Origin of the sequence: Amycolatopsis heterodermiae (assembly GCF_034929455.1) — a bacterium.
In the GTDB taxonomy this organism is placed as follows: Bacteria; Actinomycetota; Actinomycetes; order Mycobacteriales; family Pseudonocardiaceae; genus Amycolatopsis; species Amycolatopsis heterodermiae.
In genome coordinates, this window is the sequence record NZ_JAYFSI010000016.1 from 76,635 (window position 1) to 95,536 (window position 18,902).

The 18,902-nt window shown below is 68.6% G+C and carries 18 protein-coding genes; 9 read left to right on the forward strand and 9 right to left on the reverse strand.

Features of this window, described 5'->3' with window-relative positions; all coding sequences use genetic code 11:
* The first annotated feature begins 3 nt into the window (after window positions 1–3).
* Window positions 4–366: an SSI family serine proteinase inhibitor gene (locus VA596_RS44065; protein ID WP_323335896.1), complete on the forward strand. Its 363-nt coding sequence runs from the start codon at window positions 4–6 to the stop codon at window positions 364–366.
* A 95-nt stretch (window positions 367–461) separates the two neighbouring features.
* Here VA596_RS44065 and VA596_RS44070 read toward each other — a convergent pair whose 3' ends face one another.
* From VA596_RS44070 to VA596_RS44080, 3 genes are all read right to left on the reverse strand, one after another.
* Window positions 462–1,895 carry a DUF4153 domain-containing protein gene (locus tag VA596_RS44070; protein ID WP_410171975.1) on the reverse strand — a complete coding sequence of 478 codons (1,434 nt, stop codon included), beginning with the start codon at window positions 1,893–1,895 and terminating at the stop codon, window positions 462–464.
* A gap of 635 nt (window positions 1,896–2,530) precedes the next feature.
* Window positions 2,531–3,553, reverse strand: a complete 1,023-nt coding sequence (locus VA596_RS44075; RefSeq protein WP_323335899.1) for a HAMP domain-containing sensor histidine kinase — start codon at window positions 3,551–3,553, stop codon at window positions 2,531–2,533.
* Entirely contained in the window at window positions 3,550–4,242 is a 693-nt protein-coding gene (locus VA596_RS44080; protein ID WP_323335900.1) for a response regulator transcription factor, read from the reverse strand. Before VA596_RS44080 ends, VA596_RS44075 begins: the two co-directional genes overlap by 4 nt.
* 220 nt (window positions 4,243–4,462) lie before the next feature.
* On the opposite strand from VA596_RS44080, the gene VA596_RS44085 reads away from it, so the two are divergent.
* The 5 genes from VA596_RS44085 to VA596_RS44105 all read left to right on the forward strand — a co-directional run bounded on the left by VA596_RS44085 (window position 4,463) and on the right by VA596_RS44105 (window position 10,725).
* Window positions 4,463–6,016, forward strand: coding sequence for an NCS1 family nucleobase:cation symporter-1 (locus tag VA596_RS44085; RefSeq protein WP_323335901.1), 1,554 nt, complete (start codon window positions 4,463–4,465; stop codon window positions 6,014–6,016).
* Window positions 6,017–6,026: 10 nt separating this feature from the next.
* On the forward strand, window positions 6,027–6,809 hold the full coding sequence (locus tag VA596_RS44090; RefSeq protein WP_323336108.1) for a nitrilase-related carbon-nitrogen hydrolase: 783 nt from the start codon (window positions 6,027–6,029) through the stop codon (window positions 6,807–6,809).
* Window positions 6,809–8,191 (forward strand): dihydropyrimidinase, encoded by a 1,383-nt coding sequence (gene hydA / locus VA596_RS44095; protein ID WP_323335902.1) that lies wholly within the window; start codon window positions 6,809–6,811, stop codon window positions 8,189–8,191. Before VA596_RS44090 ends, hydA begins: the two co-directional genes overlap by 1 nt.
* A 9-nt stretch (window positions 8,192–8,200) precedes the next feature.
* On the forward strand, window positions 8,201–9,199 hold the full coding sequence (locus VA596_RS44100) for a TIGR03842 family LLM class F420-dependent oxidoreductase (protein ID WP_323335903.1): 999 nt from the start codon (window positions 8,201–8,203) through the stop codon (window positions 9,197–9,199).
* 71 nt (window positions 9,200–9,270) lie between these two features.
* A complete protein-coding gene (locus VA596_RS44105; protein ID WP_323335905.1) occupies window positions 9,271–10,725 on the forward strand; it encodes an alpha/beta hydrolase in 1,455 nt (484 codons plus the stop codon).
* Between the two features lie 75 nt (window positions 10,726–10,800).
* Here VA596_RS44105 and VA596_RS44110 read toward each other — a convergent pair whose 3' ends face one another.
* On the reverse strand, window positions 10,801–11,889 hold the full coding sequence (locus VA596_RS44110) for an SAVED domain-containing protein (RefSeq protein ID WP_323336109.1): 1,089 nt from the start codon (window positions 11,887–11,889) through the stop codon (window positions 10,801–10,803).
* Window positions 11,890–12,074: 185 nt separating this feature from the next.
* On the opposite strand from VA596_RS44110, the gene VA596_RS44115 reads away from it, so the two are divergent.
* Window positions 12,075–13,361 carry a helix-turn-helix domain-containing protein gene (locus VA596_RS44115; RefSeq protein WP_323335907.1) on the forward strand — a complete coding sequence of 429 codons (1,287 nt, stop codon included), beginning with the start codon at window positions 12,075–12,077 and terminating at the stop codon, window positions 13,359–13,361.
* A gap of 4 nt (window positions 13,362–13,365) precedes the next feature.
* Complete coding sequence (locus tag VA596_RS44120; protein ID WP_323335909.1) at window positions 13,366–14,103, forward strand: toll/interleukin-1 receptor domain-containing protein; 738 nt, start codon at window positions 13,366–13,368, stop codon at window positions 14,101–14,103.
* A 113-nt stretch (window positions 14,104–14,216) separates the two neighbouring features.
* Here the strand turns inward: VA596_RS44120 and VA596_RS44125 are convergent, their stop codons facing one another.
* The 4 genes from VA596_RS44125 to VA596_RS44140 are packed head-to-tail and all read right to left on the reverse strand — an operon-like array spanning window position 14,217 to window position 17,080.
* Window positions 14,217–15,443, reverse strand: coding sequence for a serine hydrolase domain-containing protein (locus VA596_RS44125; RefSeq protein ID WP_323335910.1), 1,227 nt, complete (start codon window positions 15,441–15,443; stop codon window positions 14,217–14,219).
* A 9-nt stretch (window positions 15,444–15,452) separates the two neighbouring features.
* Complete coding sequence (locus tag VA596_RS44130; protein WP_323335911.1) at window positions 15,453–16,265, reverse strand: siderophore-interacting protein; 813 nt, start codon at window positions 16,263–16,265, stop codon at window positions 15,453–15,455.
* A 42-nt stretch (window positions 16,266–16,307) separates the two neighbouring features.
* Window positions 16,308–16,667, reverse strand: a complete 360-nt coding sequence (locus VA596_RS44135) for a hypothetical protein (RefSeq protein ID WP_323335913.1) — start codon at window positions 16,665–16,667, stop codon at window positions 16,308–16,310.
* Complete coding sequence (locus tag VA596_RS44140) at window positions 16,664–17,080, reverse strand: SgcJ/EcaC family oxidoreductase (RefSeq protein ID WP_323335914.1); 417 nt, start codon at window positions 17,078–17,080, stop codon at window positions 16,664–16,666. The genes VA596_RS44135 and VA596_RS44140 overlap by 4 nt, the downstream gene beginning before the upstream one ends.
* A 98-nt stretch (window positions 17,081–17,178) precedes the next feature.
* On the opposite strand from VA596_RS44140, the gene VA596_RS44145 reads away from it, so the two are divergent.
* A complete protein-coding gene (locus VA596_RS44145; RefSeq protein WP_323335916.1) occupies window positions 17,179–17,886 on the forward strand; it encodes a TetR/AcrR family transcriptional regulator in 708 nt (235 codons plus the stop codon).
* Between the two features lie 3 nt (window positions 17,887–17,889).
* Here VA596_RS44145 and VA596_RS44150 read toward each other — a convergent pair whose 3' ends face one another.
* Window positions 17,890–18,810, reverse strand: coding sequence for an NADP-dependent oxidoreductase (locus VA596_RS44150; RefSeq protein WP_323335917.1), 921 nt, complete (start codon window positions 18,808–18,810; stop codon window positions 17,890–17,892).
* Between the last annotated feature and the right edge of the window lie 92 nt (window positions 18,811–18,902).

Here is an 18,902-nt window from a genome sequence, read left to right on the forward strand (position 1 = left end):
GATATGGCCTTGTTCCCGGTTGCCGCCTGCCTGCTGAGCCTGACCTGTCTCGCGCCCGCGCCGCCGCCGGCGTCGACCCTGCAGCTGACCAGCCACGACAACGCCGGCCGGATCGGCTCGGTCGTCCTGACCTGCGAGCCGGCCGGCGGCACGCACCCGAAGCGCGAGCGCGCCTGCGCCGTGCTCGAGGGCGTGAACGGCGACTTCGCCCGGATCACCGCGCGGCACCAGGCGTGCACGCTGATCTACGCCCCGGTGGAGGTCACGGCCGTCGGCACCTGGCGCGGCAGGCCGGCGTCGTACCGCACGACCTACGGCAACCGCTGCGAAGCCGACCGCGACTCCGACGGCGTCTTCGGTTTCTGACGCGGTTTTCGCGCGCGGGAGCCGCCGGGCCGCCCCCACGACGGCCCGGTGGCTCCCGCTCGACGTAGGGACCACGCGCGAGCGGCCCGTTCGGTTCAGCCGCAGCGGCCGACGGGGACGTCACGGGCGGCGGCGCGGCTGAGGTTCCAGGCGGGCCAGCCGTCCGTCGTGTCGTGGCCGAGCATCTGGCGCAGCCCGCACGAACGCTCCGGCTCGGGCAGCCGCGCCGCGACGACCGGGACGGCGTCGGCGGAGAACCCGTACAGGTAACCGTGGTCCAAGGGCTTCCCGGCGGCGGCGCGGTCGAGGTTGGCCTCGGCGATGAGGCGTTCCGGATCGAGGATCGCGAGGACCAGCAGCGCGGCGGCGGCCGTCCCGATCGCGGCGCGGGGCAGCCATGTCGAGCGCAGCTTGACCAGCGACGCGCCCACCAGCACGAAGACCGCGCCGAACCAGAATTCGCAGACCTCGACCAGCAGGCGGAGCACGGTGAAGCCGTAGGCCTGCTGGTAGGTCCACATGCGACTCAACGCGGACCCGACGAGCACCAGGCTCAGCGCGCTGAGCGCCCCCAGCAGGACGCGCTGGCGGAGGCGGTCGCCCTTCGTGACGTCCGGGGCCCAGCGCAACGCGGCGGCGACGATGGCGAGGGTCAGCACGGTGACCGCGCAGAGCTGCCAGAAGCCGCCGCGGGCGTACTCGGCCGCGGTCAAGCCGACGGTGCGCAGGACGTACGCCGTGCCACCGAACAGCACGACCAGCCGGACCCCGACCCAGACGCTGAAGATCAGCACGAGAACCACGAGCGGGACCGTCCACTCCAGACCGTATTTACTCTGATGTGGACGGTCCGCCGTCGCCCGCGCCGCTGGCGCGGCGAGGAAGTAGCACGCCCCGGCGACGAGCAGCGCGGCGACGAGGAAGACGAGACACCACCGCACGACGGTCCCGAAGCTGAGTTCGGGGATCATCGCCTCGACAAGGGCGGCGAAGTCGGGATCGGCACTGGCCAGCAGCGGCACGAAGACCGCGACGAGCGCGGCGGCGGCCAAAACGGCGAGCGCGATCCGCCGCGCGACACCGTCCCGCCGCGCGGTGAACTTCCCGATCCCCCGGCCGGCCCACGGAATCGCCCGCAGGGCTTCGAGCGGGACGGCGAACACGTCGTAGAGCACGGTGTGGACGGTCCGTTTCCCCACGACCGCAAGCGACCCGGTGAAGACGGCGGCCAGCACGCAGAGGACGAACAACCACCCGGACGCCCGGACGGCCCCCATGCCGAGCAGCGCGAGGGAGAGCGCGGCCCACCCGGCGTTCCCCCAGCTCAGGGCACTTGCTTGCCCCTCCCGCGCCCGCCGATCGGCAACCACGACGGCCCCGACGACGGCGAACCCGGTGAGCAGCCACCCGATGCCGGGCCGGTCGACGGGCAGCAGGAGCGCCCCGGCCACCCCGGCGACGGCCGCGGCAGGCAGAACGCCGGGCGGAAGAGGAACAATGGCGGACTTGGCCGGAGGCAGCGGCCGCATCAACACGGGCGGCGCAGCCACGGCCACCCCACCGCGCCCCGCCGCCCCGGGTTCCCCCGCCGGGCCGGTCCCCCGCCGCCCCGCCATCCCGGACCCCCGCACCGCGGCACCCTCCCCAGCAGCGACGTCCCCCACGAACCCCGCCGCACCACGGACTCGCCTGGCCGCACCACGCCCCGCCACCCCGGACCCCCGTCCTACGGCATCGCCCTCCCCAGCAGCAACACCCGCCCCGGCACGTGCCGAGTCGAACCCCTGCCCGGCGACACCCGCCTCCACATCAGCGGCGTCCCCTCCGGACCGCGCCGCGCTGCGGGCCCGCCCCGCCGCACCAGGCCCTGCCACCCCGGATCCCCGTCCTTCGGCAGCGCCCTCCCCAGCAGCAGCATCCCCTCCGGACCGCGCCGCACCGGATGCGCCACCTCCCGCCGCGACCGGATCCGCGCTCTCCGGCCCCCGGGACGCGGCCGTCCGCTTACCCCGCGGCACCCCACCACCAACACTGGACTTCGGCATTTCGCCCGCCTTCTCGAGTTCCCACGTTCACGTTCGCAAATGTCAGACGCCGCTGTGCTCGGCTGGTCGTGAGTGGGAAACCGGGTTAGAACACTGCTTCCCACTCACGAGCCCGGCACTCAGCTGGTCGGGAGGGTCACCCGGATCCGGCCGCCAGTGCCGCCGATGCCGGAGGGCTCGACCACCCCGATCGTCCCGCCGTGCAGCTCCACCGCCCACCGCGCGATCGCCAGGCCCAGCCCCGTGCCGCCGCCCGTCGGGCGCTCGCCGCGCGTGAAGCGCTCGAACACCCTCGTGCGGTCCGCCGGGGCGATGCCCGGGCCCTCGTCGCACACCTCGATGCGCACCTCGCCGGCACGCAGCTCCGCGACGACCCGTACCACGCCGCCCGCCGGGCCGTGGCGGGCCGCGTTCTCCAGCAGGTTCGCCACCACCTGGAACAGCCGTCCGCGATCGGCCGTCACGACCGCGTCCGCCGGGGACACCGACACCTCGAAGCTCACCCCGCGCACCAGCGCCGCCTCGGACACCGCCTCCGACAACAACGCGGACAGGGAGAACGTCGTCTTGTGCAGCGGAATCGCCCCGGCGTCCAGCCGCGACAGGTCCAGCAGCTCCTCGACCAGCGTCGCCAGCCGTTCGGTCTGCTGCAGCGCCGTCTTCAACGTCGCCGGGTCCGCGTCCTCGACGCCGTCCACGAGGTTCTCCAGCACCCCGCTCAACGCCGTGATCGGCGTCCGCAGCTCGTGCGAGACGTTCGCGATCAGCTCGCGCCGCTGCCGGTCGGCGTCGCCGAGGTCGCCCGCCATCAGGTTGAACGCCTGCGCGAGCTCGCCCACCTCGTCGCGCGTGGTGGCGCGGACGCGGCGCGTGTAGTCGCCCTTGGCCATCGCCCGCACCGCGCCCGTCATCTCGCGCAGCGGCCGGGTCATCCCGTGCGCCAGCACCTGCGACAGCACCAGCGCCAGCAGCACCGCGGTGATCGTCGTCTTCGGCGGCAGCCAGCCGATCTGCCAGTTGAAGAACGCGAACGCGACGCCGCCGGAGGCCACCATCAGGATCGCCAGCTTCAGCTTGATCGACCGGACGCGGTCGAGCGGCCGCGGCAGCAGCTCGGCGACCTTCACGACGACCCGCTTCACGATCCCGCCTCCAGCGCGTAGCCGACGCCGTGCACGGTGCGGATCAGGTCCGCGCCGAGCTTCCGGCGCAACGCCTTGATGTGGCTGTCCACGGCCCGGGTGCCCGCGGACGTGCCGTGGACGTCCCAGTCCCACACCTCCGACAGCAGCCGTTCCCGCGGCTGCACCACCCGCGGCCGCCGCGCGAAGTGCACCAGCAGGTCGAACTCGATCGGCGTCAGCTGCGCCGCCACCCCCGCCCGGGCGACCCGCCGCTGGTCGACGTCGATCTCGAGGTCACCGAGCACGATCCGGGCGCCCTGCCCGGAGGAAGACCGTTCGACGCGGCGCAGCAGCGCGTGCACCCGGGCGGTCAGCACCCGCATCGAGAACGGCTTCGTGAGGTAGTCGTCGGCGCCGACGCCGAGCCCGACCAGCATGTCCGTCTCGTCGGCGCGCGCGGTCAGCATCAGCACGGGCACCGGACGCCGGCCCTGGATCCGGCGGCAGACCTCCAGGCCGTCGAAGCCCGGGAGCATGACGTCCAGCACCACCAGGTCCGGCTCCCAGGACGCCTCGGTCTCGACGGCGGCCGGCCCGTCGTGGGCGACCTCCACGGTGAACCCCTCGGCCCGCAGCCGCGCCACGATCGACGCGGCGATCGTGACGTCGTCCTCGACGACCAGCACCCGCCGCCCACCCAGTTCCATGGCGCCGACTCTAGGCACCGGAGGTGGAGACGGTCCGCGCGAAGTGTGGAGATCCTGTGTAGAGGTTTCACGCGCTTTGCCGGAATGTGACCGCCGAACGTGTGACGCAGGTCATGCACCGCGACGGCGTCAACGCAATCGACAGTCTGCGTTCCGACGCCGCGAACAGTGAACAGTCTGCCAATGCCACCTCCGCGCGCCGGGCGCGCAGGATTCCGCAATGGCGCCGACACCCGCAGACCAGCGCGTGCACGACGACGGCCGGGTCGAGCTCGACCCGGGTGACGTCGGGTCTCTCGAAGGCAGCCGGTTCTTCAACGACGAACTGGCACCCGTCCCCGTTGCGAAACGGACCTGGACCACCTACAACTACTTCGCGCTCTGGATGGGGATGGCCCACAACATCCCCAGCTACGCCCTGGCCGCGTCGCTGATCGCGCTCGGCATGAACTGGGTCCAGGCGCTGATCACGATCACCATCGGCAACCTGGTCGTGCTGGCGCCGATGCTGCTCAACAGCCACGCCGGCACGAAGTACGGCATCCCGTTCCCGGTGTTCGCCCGCGCGTTCTACGGCATGCGCGGCGCCAACCTGGCCGCGCTGCTGCGGGCGTTCATCGCCTGCGGCTGGTTCGGCATCCAGACCTGGGTCGGCGGCGAGGCCATCTACGTCATCCTCGGCCGCCTGCTCGGCTCGTGGTGGCGGGACGCGCCGGAGATCGCCGGGCAGCACTGGACGCTCTGGCTGTCGTTCGTGGTGTTCTGGATCGGCCAGATGCTGATCATCTGGCGCGGCATGGAGGCCGTCCGCCGGTTCGAGAACTGGACGGCGCCGCTGGTGTCGGTCGGCTTCCTGATCCTGCTCGGGTACGTGCTGGTCAAGGCGGGCGGGCTCGGCCCGATCCTGTCCGACGGCGGCAAGCTCGGCTGGGGCCCGGACTTCTGGAAGGTGTTCGCGCCGTCGCTGATGGCGATGATCGCGTTCTGGTCGACGCTCTCGCTCAACATGCCGGACTTCACGCGCTTCGGCGGCAGCCAGCGCAAGCAGGTCCGCGGCCAGATCCTCGGCCTGCCGACGACGATGACGTTCATCGCGATCGTCGCCATCCTGACCACGTCGGGCGGGCACGTGCTCTACGGCGAGGACATCTGGGACCCGGCGCAGCTGGCCGACAAGTTCACCAGCCCGGTCGTGGTGGTCGTCGCGCTGGTCGCGCTGGTGCTCGCGACGATCTCGGCGAACCTCGCGGCCAACGTCGTCAGCCCGTCCTACGACTTCTCCAACGCCTTCCCGAAGAGGATCACCTTCGCGGTCGGCGGCGGGATCACCGGCGTCATCGGCATCCTGATCCAGCCGTGGCGGCTCTACTCCGACCCGAACATCTACATCTTCGCGTGGCTCGGCTTCTACGGCGGCCTGCTCGGCGCGGTCGCCGGCGTGCTCGTCGCCGGGTACTGGGTGATCGCCCGCACGAAGCTCAAGCTGAAGGACCTCTACACACCCGATGGGGTGTATTGGTTCAGCGGCGGCTGGAACTGGCGCGCGCTGGTCGCCACGCTGGTGGGAGCCGTTCTCTCGGTCGGCGGTGCCTATGGCGGGCCGTTCCCCGACGGCGGGCTGATCCCGTTCCTCAAGCCGCTTTACGACTACAACTGGGTGGTCGGCTTCGTCGGCGCGTTCGTCGTCTTCGCCGCCCTGTCCGCGTCATCGAACAAGGAGGAAGCAAGTGAGCGTCGTCCGAGCCGGATTGATCCAGCAGCGGTGGACGGGTGACAAGGAGTCCATGATCAAGGCGGCGGTCGACCACATCGCCTCCGCCGCCTCGCAGGGCGCCCAGGTCGTCTGCCTGCAGGAACTGTTCTACGGCCCCTACTTCTGCCAGGTGCAGGACACCGAGTTCTACTCCTACACCGAGGGCATCCCGGACGGGCCGACGACCAAGCTCATGCAGGAGGTGGCCGAGCGCCACGGCGTGGTGCTGATCGTGCCGATGTACGAGGTCGAGCAGCCCGGCGTGTACTACAACACCGCCGCGGTGATCGACGCCGACGGCACCTACCTCGGCAAGCACCGCAAGAACCACATCCCGCAGGTCAAGGGCTTCTGGGAGAAGTTCTACTTCCGGCCCGGGAACCTGGGTTACCCGGTGTTCGACACCGCTGTCGGCCGCATCGGCGTCTACATCTGCTACGAGCGGCACTTCCCGGAGGGCTGGCGCGCGCTGGGCCTGGCGGGCGCGAAGATCGTGTTCAACCCGTCGGCGACCAGCCGCGGCCTGTCGCAGTACCTGTGGAAGCTGGAGCAGCCGGCGGCCGCGGTGGCGAACGAGTACTTCGTCGGCGCAATCAACCGCGTCGGCGTGGAACCGCTGGGCGAGAACGACTTCTACGGCCAGACGTACTTCGCCGACCCGCGCGGCCAGCTGATCGGTGACGCCGCGTCCGACACCGACGACGAGGTCGTCATCCGCGACCTCGACATGACGCTGATCGACGAGGTCCGCGACCTGTGGGCGTTCTACCGCGACCGCCGGCCGGACACCTACGGCCCCCTCACGGAGGCCTGATGACCACCCTGATCAAGGGCGGCCAGGTCGTTTCGCCGTCGGGTGCGCTCCTGGCGGACGTGCTGGTCGACGGCGAGACCATCGCCGCCGTCGGCGCGCCCGGCACGCTCACCGGCGACGAGACGATCGACGCCACCGGCAAGTACGTGCTGCCCGGCGGCATCGACGCGCACACGCACATGGAGATGCCGTTCGGCGGCACGCATTCGGTCGACACGTTCGCGACCGGCACCACGGCGGCGGCCTGGGGCGGCACGACGACGATCATCGACTTCGCCGTGCAGGCCAAGGGGACGTCGCTGCTGTCCACGATGGACAAGTGGCATTCCAAAGCGGACGGCAACTGCGCGATCGACTACGGCTTCCACATGATCGTCTCCGACGTCAACGACCAGTCGCTGAAGGAGATGGAAGCCTGCGTCGACGCCGGGGTCGGCAGTTTCAAGATGTTCATGGCCTACCCGGGCGTGTTCTACTCGACCGACGGCGAAATCCTGCTGGCCATGCAGAAGGCGCGCGAGATCGGCGCCACGATCATGATGCACGCCGAGAACGGCATCGCGATCGACCAGCTGGCCGCGCAGGCGTTCGAGGCCGGGAAGATCGACCCGGTGCAGCACGGCCTGACCCGGCCGCCGGAGCTGGAGGGCGAGGCGACGTCACGGGCGATCCAGCTCGCGAAGGTCACCGGTTCGCCGCTCTACATCGTGCACCTCTCGGCGTCGCAAGCGCTTGCGGCGGTGGCGGAAGCGCGCAACGACGGCCAGAACGTGTTCGCCGAGACGTGCCCGCAGTACCTCTACCTGTCCATTGAGGACCTGGCCAAGCCGGACTTCGAGGGCGCCAAGTACGTCGCGTCGCCGCCGCTGCGGGAGAAGTCGCACCAGGCCGACCTGTGGCGCGGACTGCGGACGAACGACCTGTCCGTGGTGTCGACCGACCACTGCCCGTTCTGCTTCAAGGACCAGAAGGAGCTGGGCCGCGGCGACTTCCGGGCGATCCCGAACGGCATGCCCGGCGTCGAGCACCGGATGGACCTGCTGCACCAGGGTGTCGTCGCGGGTGAGCTGACGCTCGGGCGCTGGGTCGAGACGTGCTCGGCGACGCCGGCGCGGATGTTCGGGCTGTACCCGCGCAAGGGCGTGATCGCCGCGGGTTCGGACGCCGACATCGTCGTCTACGACCCTTCCGCGAAGCAGACCCTGTCGGCCGAGACGCACCACATGAACGTGGACTACTCGGCGTACGAAGGGTTCGAGCTGACCGGACGCGTGCACACGGTGCTTTCGCGTGGGCGCGTGGTCGTCTCGCCCGACGGGTTCACCGGGTCGACGTCCCACGGCAAGTTCCTGTCCCGCGAGCTGAACCAGTACCTGAACTAGGAGCGGGCCATGGACTTCGGGATCGTGCTGCAGACGGACCCGCCCGCGCGGGACGTCGTGCGGCTGATGAAGGACGCCGAGGACGCCGGGTTCCGCTACGGCTGGACGTTCGACTCCTGCGTGCTGTGGCAGGAGCCGTTCGTCATCTACTCGGCGATCCTGGCCGCGACGTCGTCGCTGGTGGTCGGGCCGATGGTGACCAGCCCGGGCACCCGCGACTGGTCGGTGATGGCGTCGACGTTCGCCACGCTCAACGACATGTACGGCAACCGGACGGTCTGCGGCATCGGCCGCGGCGACTCCGCGCACCGGGTCGTCGGGAAGCCACCGTCCACTTTGGCCACCGTGCGCGACTGCATGCACGTGGTCAAGGAGCTGGCCGAGGGGCGCGCGGTCGAGATGAACGACACGACCGTGCAGATCCCGTGGATCCGCAACGGCCGGCTCGAGATGTGGATGGCCGGGTACGGGCCGAAGGCGCTGAAGACGGTCGGCGAGCACGCCGACGGCTTCATCCTGCAGTGCGCGGACCCGGCGATCACGCGCTGGACGATCGGCGCGGTGCGGGACGCGGCGCGGGCGGCCGGGCGCGACCCGGGCGGCATCACGATCTGCGTCGCGGCCCCGGCGTACGTCGGTGACGACCTGGCGCACCAGCGCGAGCAGCTGCGCTGGTTCGGCGGGATGGTCGGCAACCACGTCGCGGACCTGGTCGCGCGCTACGGCTCGTCGGGCGCGGTGCCCCGGGAGCTGACCGACTACATCCGCGAACGGGAGGGGTACGACTACAGCCACCACGGCAAGGCGGGCAACCCGTCGACGGAGTTCGTCCCGGACGAGATCGTCGACCGGTTCTGCCTGCTGGGCCCGGCGTCGGCGCACGTCTCCCGCCTGCAGGAACTGGCGGAGCTGGGCGTCGACCAGTTCTCGCTGTACCTGATGCACGACGACCGCGAGGCGACCCTGGCGTCGTACGGGTCGCAGATCATCCCGAAGCTGACCGCGTAGGGCTCGCCCTACCCCGGTTCCGGGGGTGCGCACCAGCGCGCCCCCGGTCCCGGCGGCGGGACGATCGGCGGATGAAATCTCCGAAACTCCGTGCTGTGCTGGCTCTGGGGGCCGCGGCGGGTGTGGTGGCTTTGAGCGCACCCGCAGCAGTGGCAAGCCCCGCCGGAATCGTCTGGGAAACCTGTCCGGCCGGGTCGCCGGGCGGGTACGACTGCGGCCGGCTCGACGTCCCACTGTCCTATCAGGACCCCTCGGCCGGGACGGCCACGGTGGCGATCGGCCGCCTGCCGGCCACCGACCAGGCCCACAAGCTGGGCACGATCTTCTACAACCCGGGCGGCCCGGGTTCGCCCGGCCGCTTCGCCCCGGCGTTGACACCGGCGTTACACGCCCGTTACGACATCGTCGGGATGGACCCGCGCGGCGTCGGGGCCAGCTCGAAGATCCACTGCTTCACCGACCCGTCGCAGCTGGAGGTGCTGCAGCGGGCGCTCGGGACGTTCCCGCTTTCCGCTGAAGCCGAACAGCAGCAGATCGCGGACACGAAGACCATCACGGACCTGTGCGAGCAGAACGCGGGCCCGCTGGCGAACCACCTGTCGACGGGCACGATCGCCCGCGACCTCGACCGGCTGCGCGCCGCGTTCGGCGAGGCGAAGCTGCGCTACTACGGGAAGTCGTACGGCACGTACCTCGGCGAGACGTACGCGAACCTGTTCCCCGGCCGCGTCGGCACGCTGGCCCTGGACGCCGTTGACGACCCGTCCCGCTGGGCGACCGGCCCGGGCCCGATGAGCTACCGCCTGGCCGGCTACGTCGACGGCCCGCGCGCCCTTCAGTCCTTTTTGGACGCCTGCGCCGCGCGCTGCACCTTCGACTATTCCGCCATCCTCGACCGCCTGGCCACCGGCCCGATCACGGTGACGGACACCGCGGGCCACCAGGTCACCGTCACGTACCAGAGCGCGATCGCCCAGATCCACACCTACCTGACGGACGCCCAGGCGGCCCCGCAGCTGGCGGCGTACCTGCAGTCTCTGGCGAACCCCGCGTTGCCGATCCCGGCCTCCGCCGGCGGACCACCGGACGTCGACTCACTACTGGGCGGCGGCGCAACCCTGTGCTCGGACGCGGCCAACCCGCACGACCCGGCGGTCTGGGCGGGCTACGCCCGCGCGGCCGACCGAGTCGGCCGCGGCTTCGGCCCGTACGACGTCTACAAGACACTGCCGTGCGCGACTTGGGACGTCACGGACACGGGCCGCTACACCGGCCCGTGGAACCGCCCGACAGCGCCGATCCTCCTGCTGGCGAACAAGCAAGGAGACCTGGAAACCCCGTACGACGGAGCGGTCCGAACCGAAAAGCTCCTGGCCAACGCGCGACTGCTGACACTGGACACGTACGGCCACGGCTCCCGCGGCAAGAGCGCATGTGTCGACAAGTCGCTGGACACGTACTTCCTGACGGGCGCGGTACCTGCGCGAGGCGCGGTCTGCGCACCGGACAAGGGCCCGTTCGGCTGAGCCTTGCCAGGGCAACTCGCTGGATCGATCCGACGTCCACAAGTCCGCCAGGGCATGTCTGGCAATCCCCGGGCCTCAATCAGGCAACACCGGAGGGAATGGCTCGAATAGGTTGCTCGCCTCATCAAAGGTGAACGCCGTCCACGTACCGTGTCCCGGGGAAGCCAGGCGGGCACCAAGTGCCACCGCAATCGCGACAGGCCCATTGAGGAAGATCGCGTGTCGTCCTGCGCGCGCCCCAACCGGGAAAGGAGCATCTCTCCAAGCGCGGAAAGTCTGCTCGACCACCCCGACCGAAGTGATGCGGTTCTCAGGAAGATCGGCCGGACTTTGGATCGACAGCAGGTATCCGATGTTGTGCTGACGGCATGCCGCTGTGACTTGATCGAAGAACTGGTCTCCGTGTCCCTGCAGGTCCAAGGCCAGGGCAACCGCGCGTGGATCACCACCATCGATAGCTCGGAGTCGTTCGACGGTCAGCGGTTCGACATCTGCATCCATTGCCCGGAGGGACGTCGCAGGGAAATACGCAGGCGTCCCGTTCGCCTGCCGGAGCGCGTGCACCACCACCTCGCGGGCATGTGTATACCCCAACCTGGAGCCGAACCAGAACGCGACATTCAGCGGCATCGTGGGAATCAAGTTGATCTGACCTGCGTCAGGAGTCAATCGTTCGGCTAATGTCATCGCCGACAACGTTTCGTCAGCAAGAGCACCGACAAGAGCCTGATTCCACCCACCGCCGTCAGACAATTCGACGCCAGCCTTCAGCGTGACCATGCAGGCGCCTCGACTGAAGGCTTCCGCCTGTTGCTCTAGCTGACGAGCGCGCATCAGACCTCTGCGTGCATCCATCGCAGAGACCACGACGCCGACACGCATGCGGCGGCGGGATCGACGCCGGAGCCATAGGCCGAAAACGACGCTAGCGAGTCCAACGCCGCTCGCGAGGACGGAGGGCCAGCCCATCGTCGGACCCGAGCCCATGAACAACTTGACAGCGTCGACGCCGAAGCCTCCCCCGACTACGCCACCCAGAGTCATATTGGCAGTACCATCAGTGATCATGGCTCGTAGAGTCCATGCTTCCCGCCCGATGGCTCCAGCCCCAGCCACGGTCAAACGCGGCGAAGCGGAACCCTCTGAATTAACCACCGCCACCATCCGTTCGGGTACCGACTCCCCGAGGGCGACCGGCTGTCGACTCACCCGACAGGGCGACCCAACAGCCGGCGTCCACGAGCACGCAGACCTGGGGCGATCAGTATGCGTTTCCCGTTTCCTCGATGTCAAGACTGGGAAACATCGTCGTCATCAGGCACAATGATCCAGTGTTGGACGGAGGCAGGATGGCTCGCACGTCGGGACGAGGAACAAGGCCGGAGTTCGGCCCCGAGCTGCGACGACTACGCATAGCCGCAGGCCTGTCGATGCATGGACTCGGCGAGCTCACCAAATTCAGCAAGGGATACATCAGCAAGGTCGAGACCGGCCAGAAGTCGCCGAGCTCCCACTTCGTGCGAGTCACGGACAGTGCACTGTCCGCGAGCGGCCAACTGATAGCACTCGCCAAGGACGTTCCCCAAGAAGCAGCAGACAACACTGACGGCGTTGCCACTTCGGACAACCCTCAAGCTCACGACCCACCCCGCGCGGGGCGCACAGCCACTTTCAAGCCCACCGCGACAGTCTCAGACGCTGACGCCAAATACGCGCTCGACGGTTTTCGAGCCATCCTCGCAACACTTCGAGACCTGGGACAAGCTCTGCCTCCGTCTTCAGTAGCAGAGATGATCAAGCCGCACATCTCCGCACTCAGGAACATGGCGGTTCACACAACACCACAGTTATCCAGGGAAACACTTCGCCTTGCCGCTCACTTTGCGGATTTCACCAGCTGGATGACACAGGAGTCGGGCGACGACGTCACCGCCCTTCGATGGATAGACCTCAGCGTCGAACTCGCCGAGGAAATAGGCGACAACGATCTTATTGCCAACTCATACTTGCGTCGAGCAAATATTGCGATGTATCAGCAGGACGCTTACGGAACGATCCGATTTGCGAAACAAGCCCAGGGATTGAGGCCCGGAGACCGCGTCAAGGCTCTGGCCGCACAACGCGAAGCCCAGGGCCACGCACTGGCGGGCGACTACGACAAATTTCAGTCATGCATAGATCGCGCACGCTCCCTGATGCCGAAAAAAGATGCAAACGCCTCATCTAGTCCAGTAATCGGGCCGACAAGGATCGCAGATCCAGTCGCACTAGCAAGAGGGTGGTCACTATTCGATCTCGGGCGCTGCACCGAAGCCATTGCAATCTTGGAACCACTACTGGAGCAGACTTCAAGAGAACGAAGTCGTGCATGGGCGAGAATAGCAGCCCGACTGGCGCTGGCGCTGGCCAGCATACGCGAGGTCGACCGAGCTTGCGTTATCGCCAATGAGATAATTTCACTCACCCCGGTAATACAGTCAGCAACGATCCGCAGCGACCTGCGGCAATTAGCCAGAATTCTCAACAGGTGGAACTCCAGCTCCGCCGTCCGAGAACTCACGCCTCAACTTTCGGCCGCACTGCTTCCGGTGGCAGAAAAATCCATGCCCGCTCGATTCGAAACACCGGGACAGTAATCCGATGAACAAAGTGTTCTTGTGCTACCGCTCCGGAGATGACTCCTACGCGGCTACCCTTCTCGACGAGAAGCTATCCGACATACTCGGACGAGAGAGCGTCTTCCGTGCGAGTCGATCGATCAGTCCAGGCGAAAGCTACTCGCAAGCCATAGAGACCGCTCTCGAAGCCTGCGAGACGGTACTAGTCATCATTGGCCCAACCTGGCGGGAGCGAATGAAAACTTCGGACAGTCCACTCAGCTCCCCACCCGAAGATTGGGTTCGCAGAGAGATCGTCATCGCTCTGCGACTCAACAAGAGAATCATTCCCATCCTTTTGAGCCGAGCAACAAGGCTTACAGTAGAAGATTTGCCTGCGGACATATCCGAGATCGCCTACAAGCAATACCTGAGATTCGAGCATCGCAACATCGAATTAGATCTCAAGCTTCTAGCACAAGCGTTACACACTCCACAGTCTCATGTCGTCCAGAGTTCAGAAAAAACAATGCCACCACGAATCGCAAAAGAGTTCACCGTTCGCCAAGAAAGGACACAAACAGGAAGGCTGGAACTTGATATCCTCCAACGAGGCTTCGATGGTGCCATTATTGGCCGGTTAACAGGTCGCGGAACCACAGAAGGCCTCACACGAATGGTCAACCTGATCAATCAACTCACCTCTGCAGTCAGAGAGGAGGCAACACCCGCTGCTGACACTTGGGACTCGGGCCCCAAAGAACCGAAGCAACAAGACTGAAGGTCATATCAGACCGGCATCCCTTTCACACGAACACAGCTGCGCACCGATGTGCAGCCCGACTGACGGAGTTGCGCCACGCGAACTTCAGCTCTAAAGATGAGCTCGTCTGATCAGTCCACCAGTGCTTGGTAGACCAGCTGCCGCAGCTGCGGTCGCAGCCGGTAGGTGCTCGACGGCAGCAGCTGTGTGTAGAACCCCACCGTGATGTCCTCGTCCGGGTCCACCCAGAACGCCGTCGAAGCCGCGCCGCCCCAGGCGAACTCGCCGGTGGACGCCAACGTGCGGGCCTTCACCGGGTCCTCCAAGACCGAGAACCCCAGGCCGAAACCGTGCCCGTCGAAGGGCATTTCCGCGAACAGCGGACGGCCGTACGCCTCCAGGTCGACGTGGCCCGGCAGGTGGTTGCTCGCCATCAGTGACACCGTGCGGGGAGACAGGATGCGGACGTCGTCCAGGACGCCGCCGTTCAGCAGCATCTCCGTGAAACGCCAGTAATCCGCCGCCGACGACACCAGGCCGCCGCCGCCCGAAAGACACGTCGGGCGGGACTTGCCCAAGGAGCCGAACGCGTCGTTGCGCGTGATGCCGCCAGTCGCGGGGTCTGGGATGTACAGCGCGGCCAGGCGATCGGTGTCAGTGGTGAAGAAGCCCGTGTCCGTCATGCCCAGCGGGTCGAAAATGCGCGACCGGAAGAACTCGTCCAGTGGCTGGCCCGACACCACCTCGACGACGCGGCCCAGGACGTCCGTCGCGATCGAGTAGTTCCACTCCGCCCCGGGCTGGAACAGCAACGGCAGTGAAGCCCATTGCTCGGAACACGCCGCCAGATCCAGACCCGGCGGCGTGCCCCACTCGAAGCCGGCCGCGCGGTAGATCGCGTCCACCGGGTGGCCGTGGTGGAAGCCGTACGTCAGGCCCGCCGTGTGCGTCAGCAGGTGCCACACCCGGATCGGGCCCGTCGCCGGTTCGGTCAGCGGCTTGAGCGCCGAACCCTTGACGTACACCCGCGGCGACGCGAACTCCGGCAGCCACTGGGAGATCGGGTCGTCCAGTTCGAGCAGGCCCTCTTCGGCCAGGATCATCGCGGCGACCGACGTGATCGGCTTGGTCATCGAGAAGATCCGCCAGAGCGTGTCCGGCTCGACCGGCAGCCCGGCCTCGACGTCCCGCTGCCCGCCGCTGCCGACGTGCACGAGCTTGCCGTGCCTGCTCACCACCGCGAGCCAGCCCGGCAACCGTCCATTGTCGACATACCGGGCGAAGTGGTCGTCGATCCGCTTCAGCCGCGCCGCGTCGAAGCCGGCTTCGGCCGGGTCGACGTCCACCTTGAGTTCCATGCAGCGAGGTTACTTCTCCCGCGCGCGCTCGGCCGCTTTCTCTTCGCGCCAGGCTTCGTCGTCCTTGCCGACGCGCCAGTAGCCGGAGATCGACAGCAGCTCGCGCTGCACGCTCCGCTCGTCGAGCAGGTACCGGCGCAGCTCGCGGACGAAGCCCGCCTCGCCGTGCACGAACGCCTGGACGACGCCCTCACGCCACGGCAGCGCCTTCACCGCCGAGGCGACGTCACCGCCCGACGCGCGGTGCAGCCAGGTGATCTGCGCGTCCGCCTTCGTGACCAGCGCCTGCTCTTCGCTCTCGTCCTCGACCAGGATCACGGCCTGCGCCGGGACGCCGGGCGGGAGCGCTTCGAGGGACGCCGCGATGGCCGGCAGGGCGCTCTCGTCACCGGCCAGGAGGTGCCAGTCGGCCTCCGCGCCCGGCGCGTACGCCCCGCCCGGGCCGGACAGCAGCAGCTCGTCACCCGGCTTCGCCGCGGCCGCCCACGGGCCGGCGATGCCTTCGTCGCCGTGGTGGACGAAGTCGAAGACCAGCTCGCCGGCCTGCGGGTCGAAGCCCCGCACGGTGTAGGACCGCATCCGCGGCCACTGCTCGCGCGGCAGGGTGGCCCGGATCTCCTGGACGTCGAACGGCTCCGGGTACGCGACGCCGGGCACCTTGAACAGCACCTTCACGTAGGCGTCGGTGAACGCGTTCGCCGCGAAGTCCTTGATGCCGTCGCCACCGGCGACGATCCGGATCATGTGCGGGGTGAGGCGCTCGGTGCGCAGCACACGCAGCTTCACCGCGGGCCGTCCGGACCGGCGGGGCGCTTCGGCCATCGGCCATCTCCTTGCTCAGTACTAAGGCTTGCCTAACTCACCCTACGCGCCGGAGCGCACCCCCGGCCAGTCCGGGCGGTCCAGCTCCGCCAGCAACCCGGCGAATCCGGCCGCCACCTTTTCGCGGTACCCCAGGAAGAACCGGTTGGCCAGCGGTACTCCCCAGCGCCCCCACTCGGCCGCGTTGACCACGCGGTGCTCGACGCGTGACCCGGCCGGATCGGCGGTCACGCGGTACTCGCCGCGGTACCACCAACCGCCCTGCACGGCGACGAAACCGCGATCGGCATCGACGTCCATGCGCATCGGGTACCCGCCCGAGGTCAGCCACACACGCAGCCGCTCGAACACCTCGCCCGGCGGCCGGGGCACCACCCCGGCCGCCTCCGCAAGCGCTTTCACCCGCGCGGATCCGACACACGGGTGTTCTGGAACGCCGTGATCAGCCACTCGCCGTTCTCCTCCACCAGCACGAAGCTGACGGTGGACTCGCGGCCCGCGTCGGGGGTCTCACCCCCGCCGAGCGAGGAGCCGCCGCCCACCACGGCGACCGCGACGTCCGGGCGGACGAACCGCACCTTGGTCTCGGCGCCGAGGTTCCCGGTCAGCTTCGAGCCCTTCAACGGCCCCTCGAAGAGCGCGCGGTGCCCGCTCTCGATGGCGGCCCGGCCGGGCATGTTCAGCCCGAAGAAGGTGATGTAGTCCGCGTCCTCGGTGAAGAGGCGGCCGTACGCGGTGGCGTCGCCGTCGTTCCAAGCCTGCGTGAGCCGGTCGAGCACGGCGCGGACGTCGGTATCGGCGGTGGTCGTGGTCATGGTATCCCCTTTGTCGAACGCTGTTCGTCTTACGAACACCGTTCTACATACGAACGCCGTTCGCGTCAAGTACAGTGTTCGTGACCGAGGAGGTTCCGTTGACCGTTCCCCCGCCGCCGTGGCGCCGCGCCCCGCGCCGCCGCGCCGCGAAGCCCGCGCTCTCGCAGGAGCTCGTCGTGAAGACGGCGCTGGAGATCCTGGCGAAGGAGGGGTTCGACGCGGTGACCATGCGCCGGGTCGCGCAGGAGCTGGAGACGGGACCCGCGTCGCTCTACGCGCACGTGTCGAACAAGGACGAGCTGGCGGAGCTGATGCTCGACGCCGTCCTGGGCGACCTGCCGCTGCCGGAGCCCGACCCGGCGCGCTGGGACGAGCAGGTGAAGGACCTGGTGCACGCGCAGATCGACGCGATGGTCGCGCACCCGGGCATCGCGCGGGTGGCGTGGAACATCGCGGTGCCGGTCAACCCCAGCTCACTGCACCAGGGCGAAGCGATGCTCAAGCTGCTGCGCGCGGGCGGGCTGGACCTCAAGCAGGCGAGCTTCGCCGGGGACGCGCTTTCGCTCTACGCCAAGGCGTATGCGTACGAAGCGAGCGGCTGGACGTGGGGCGAGATCGACGCCGACGACGTCTCCGAGCGTGGCGAGCAGATGCTGGCCTACATGCAGTCCCTGCCGGCCGACGCGTTCCCGAACATGCTGCGGATGGGCGAGTTCTTCACCGAAGAGACCGCCACCGAACGGCTGGATTTCGCGCTCGACGTGTTCCTGGCCGGCCTGAAGGTGGTCGCGGCCAGGAACACGTGAGGCTCAGGGGACCAGGACGATCTTGCCGCGCGTGTGGCGCTGGGCCAGCTCGCGGTAGGCGTCCTGCACCTCGGCCAGCGGGTACACGCTCGCGACGGGCACCTCCAGCAGGCCCTTGGCGACCAGGGTCGCCAGCTCGCGCAGGACGTCCGCCGTCGACGCGGCCGCGCTGCCCTCGGCCTTGACGTTGTACTTCTCCGCCGCGGCGAAGTCGATGATCGTGTTGATCCGGCCCGCGTACACCCCGAGCCGCAGCGCCAGGTCGACGTACCCGTCGCCGTAGGTGTCGATGAACGCGTGGACGCCGTCCGGCGCGGCCTTCTCGATCCGCTCCTCGACGCCCTCGCCGTACTCGACCGGCACGACGTCGAGCTCGCGCAGCCACGCGTGGTTCGCTTCGCTCGCGAGGCCGATCACGGTGGCACCGGACAGCTTCGCCAGCTGGACGGCCAGCGAACCGACGCCGCCTGCGGCCCCCGACACGACGACGGTCTCGCCTTCGCGCGGGTAGACCGCGCGCACCGCGGCGTAGGCGGTGGCGCCGGCGACGTACAGCGAGCCGGCCGCCTCCCACGACACGCCGTCCGGGCGCGGCGTCAGGTTCTCCGCCGGCGCCACGACGAACTCCGCCTGGCTGGACCGGGTGTGGACGAAGCCGATGACCTCGTCGCCGACCTCGATCTCCTCGACGCCCTCGCCGAGTTCGGCGACCACACCCGCGAAGTCACTGCCCTGGCCCGACGGGAAGGTCGCCGGCCAGCGGTCGTGCAGCAGGCCGCGCCTGATCGAGATCTCCCCCGGGTTGATCCCGGCCGCGCGGACCTCGACGAGCACCTGGCCCGGTCCGGGCGCCGGGCGCGGGACGTCTTCCACCCGCAGGACGTCCACATCGCCGTACTCGCCGAACCTGATCGCGCGCGCCATGGGCCCTCCTCCAACGTCGTTGCTTGATGCAAGTAACGACGTGGTCCGGAGATTTATGCCCGCGGCGGCGTGTTCGGCAACCGGGAGGACGA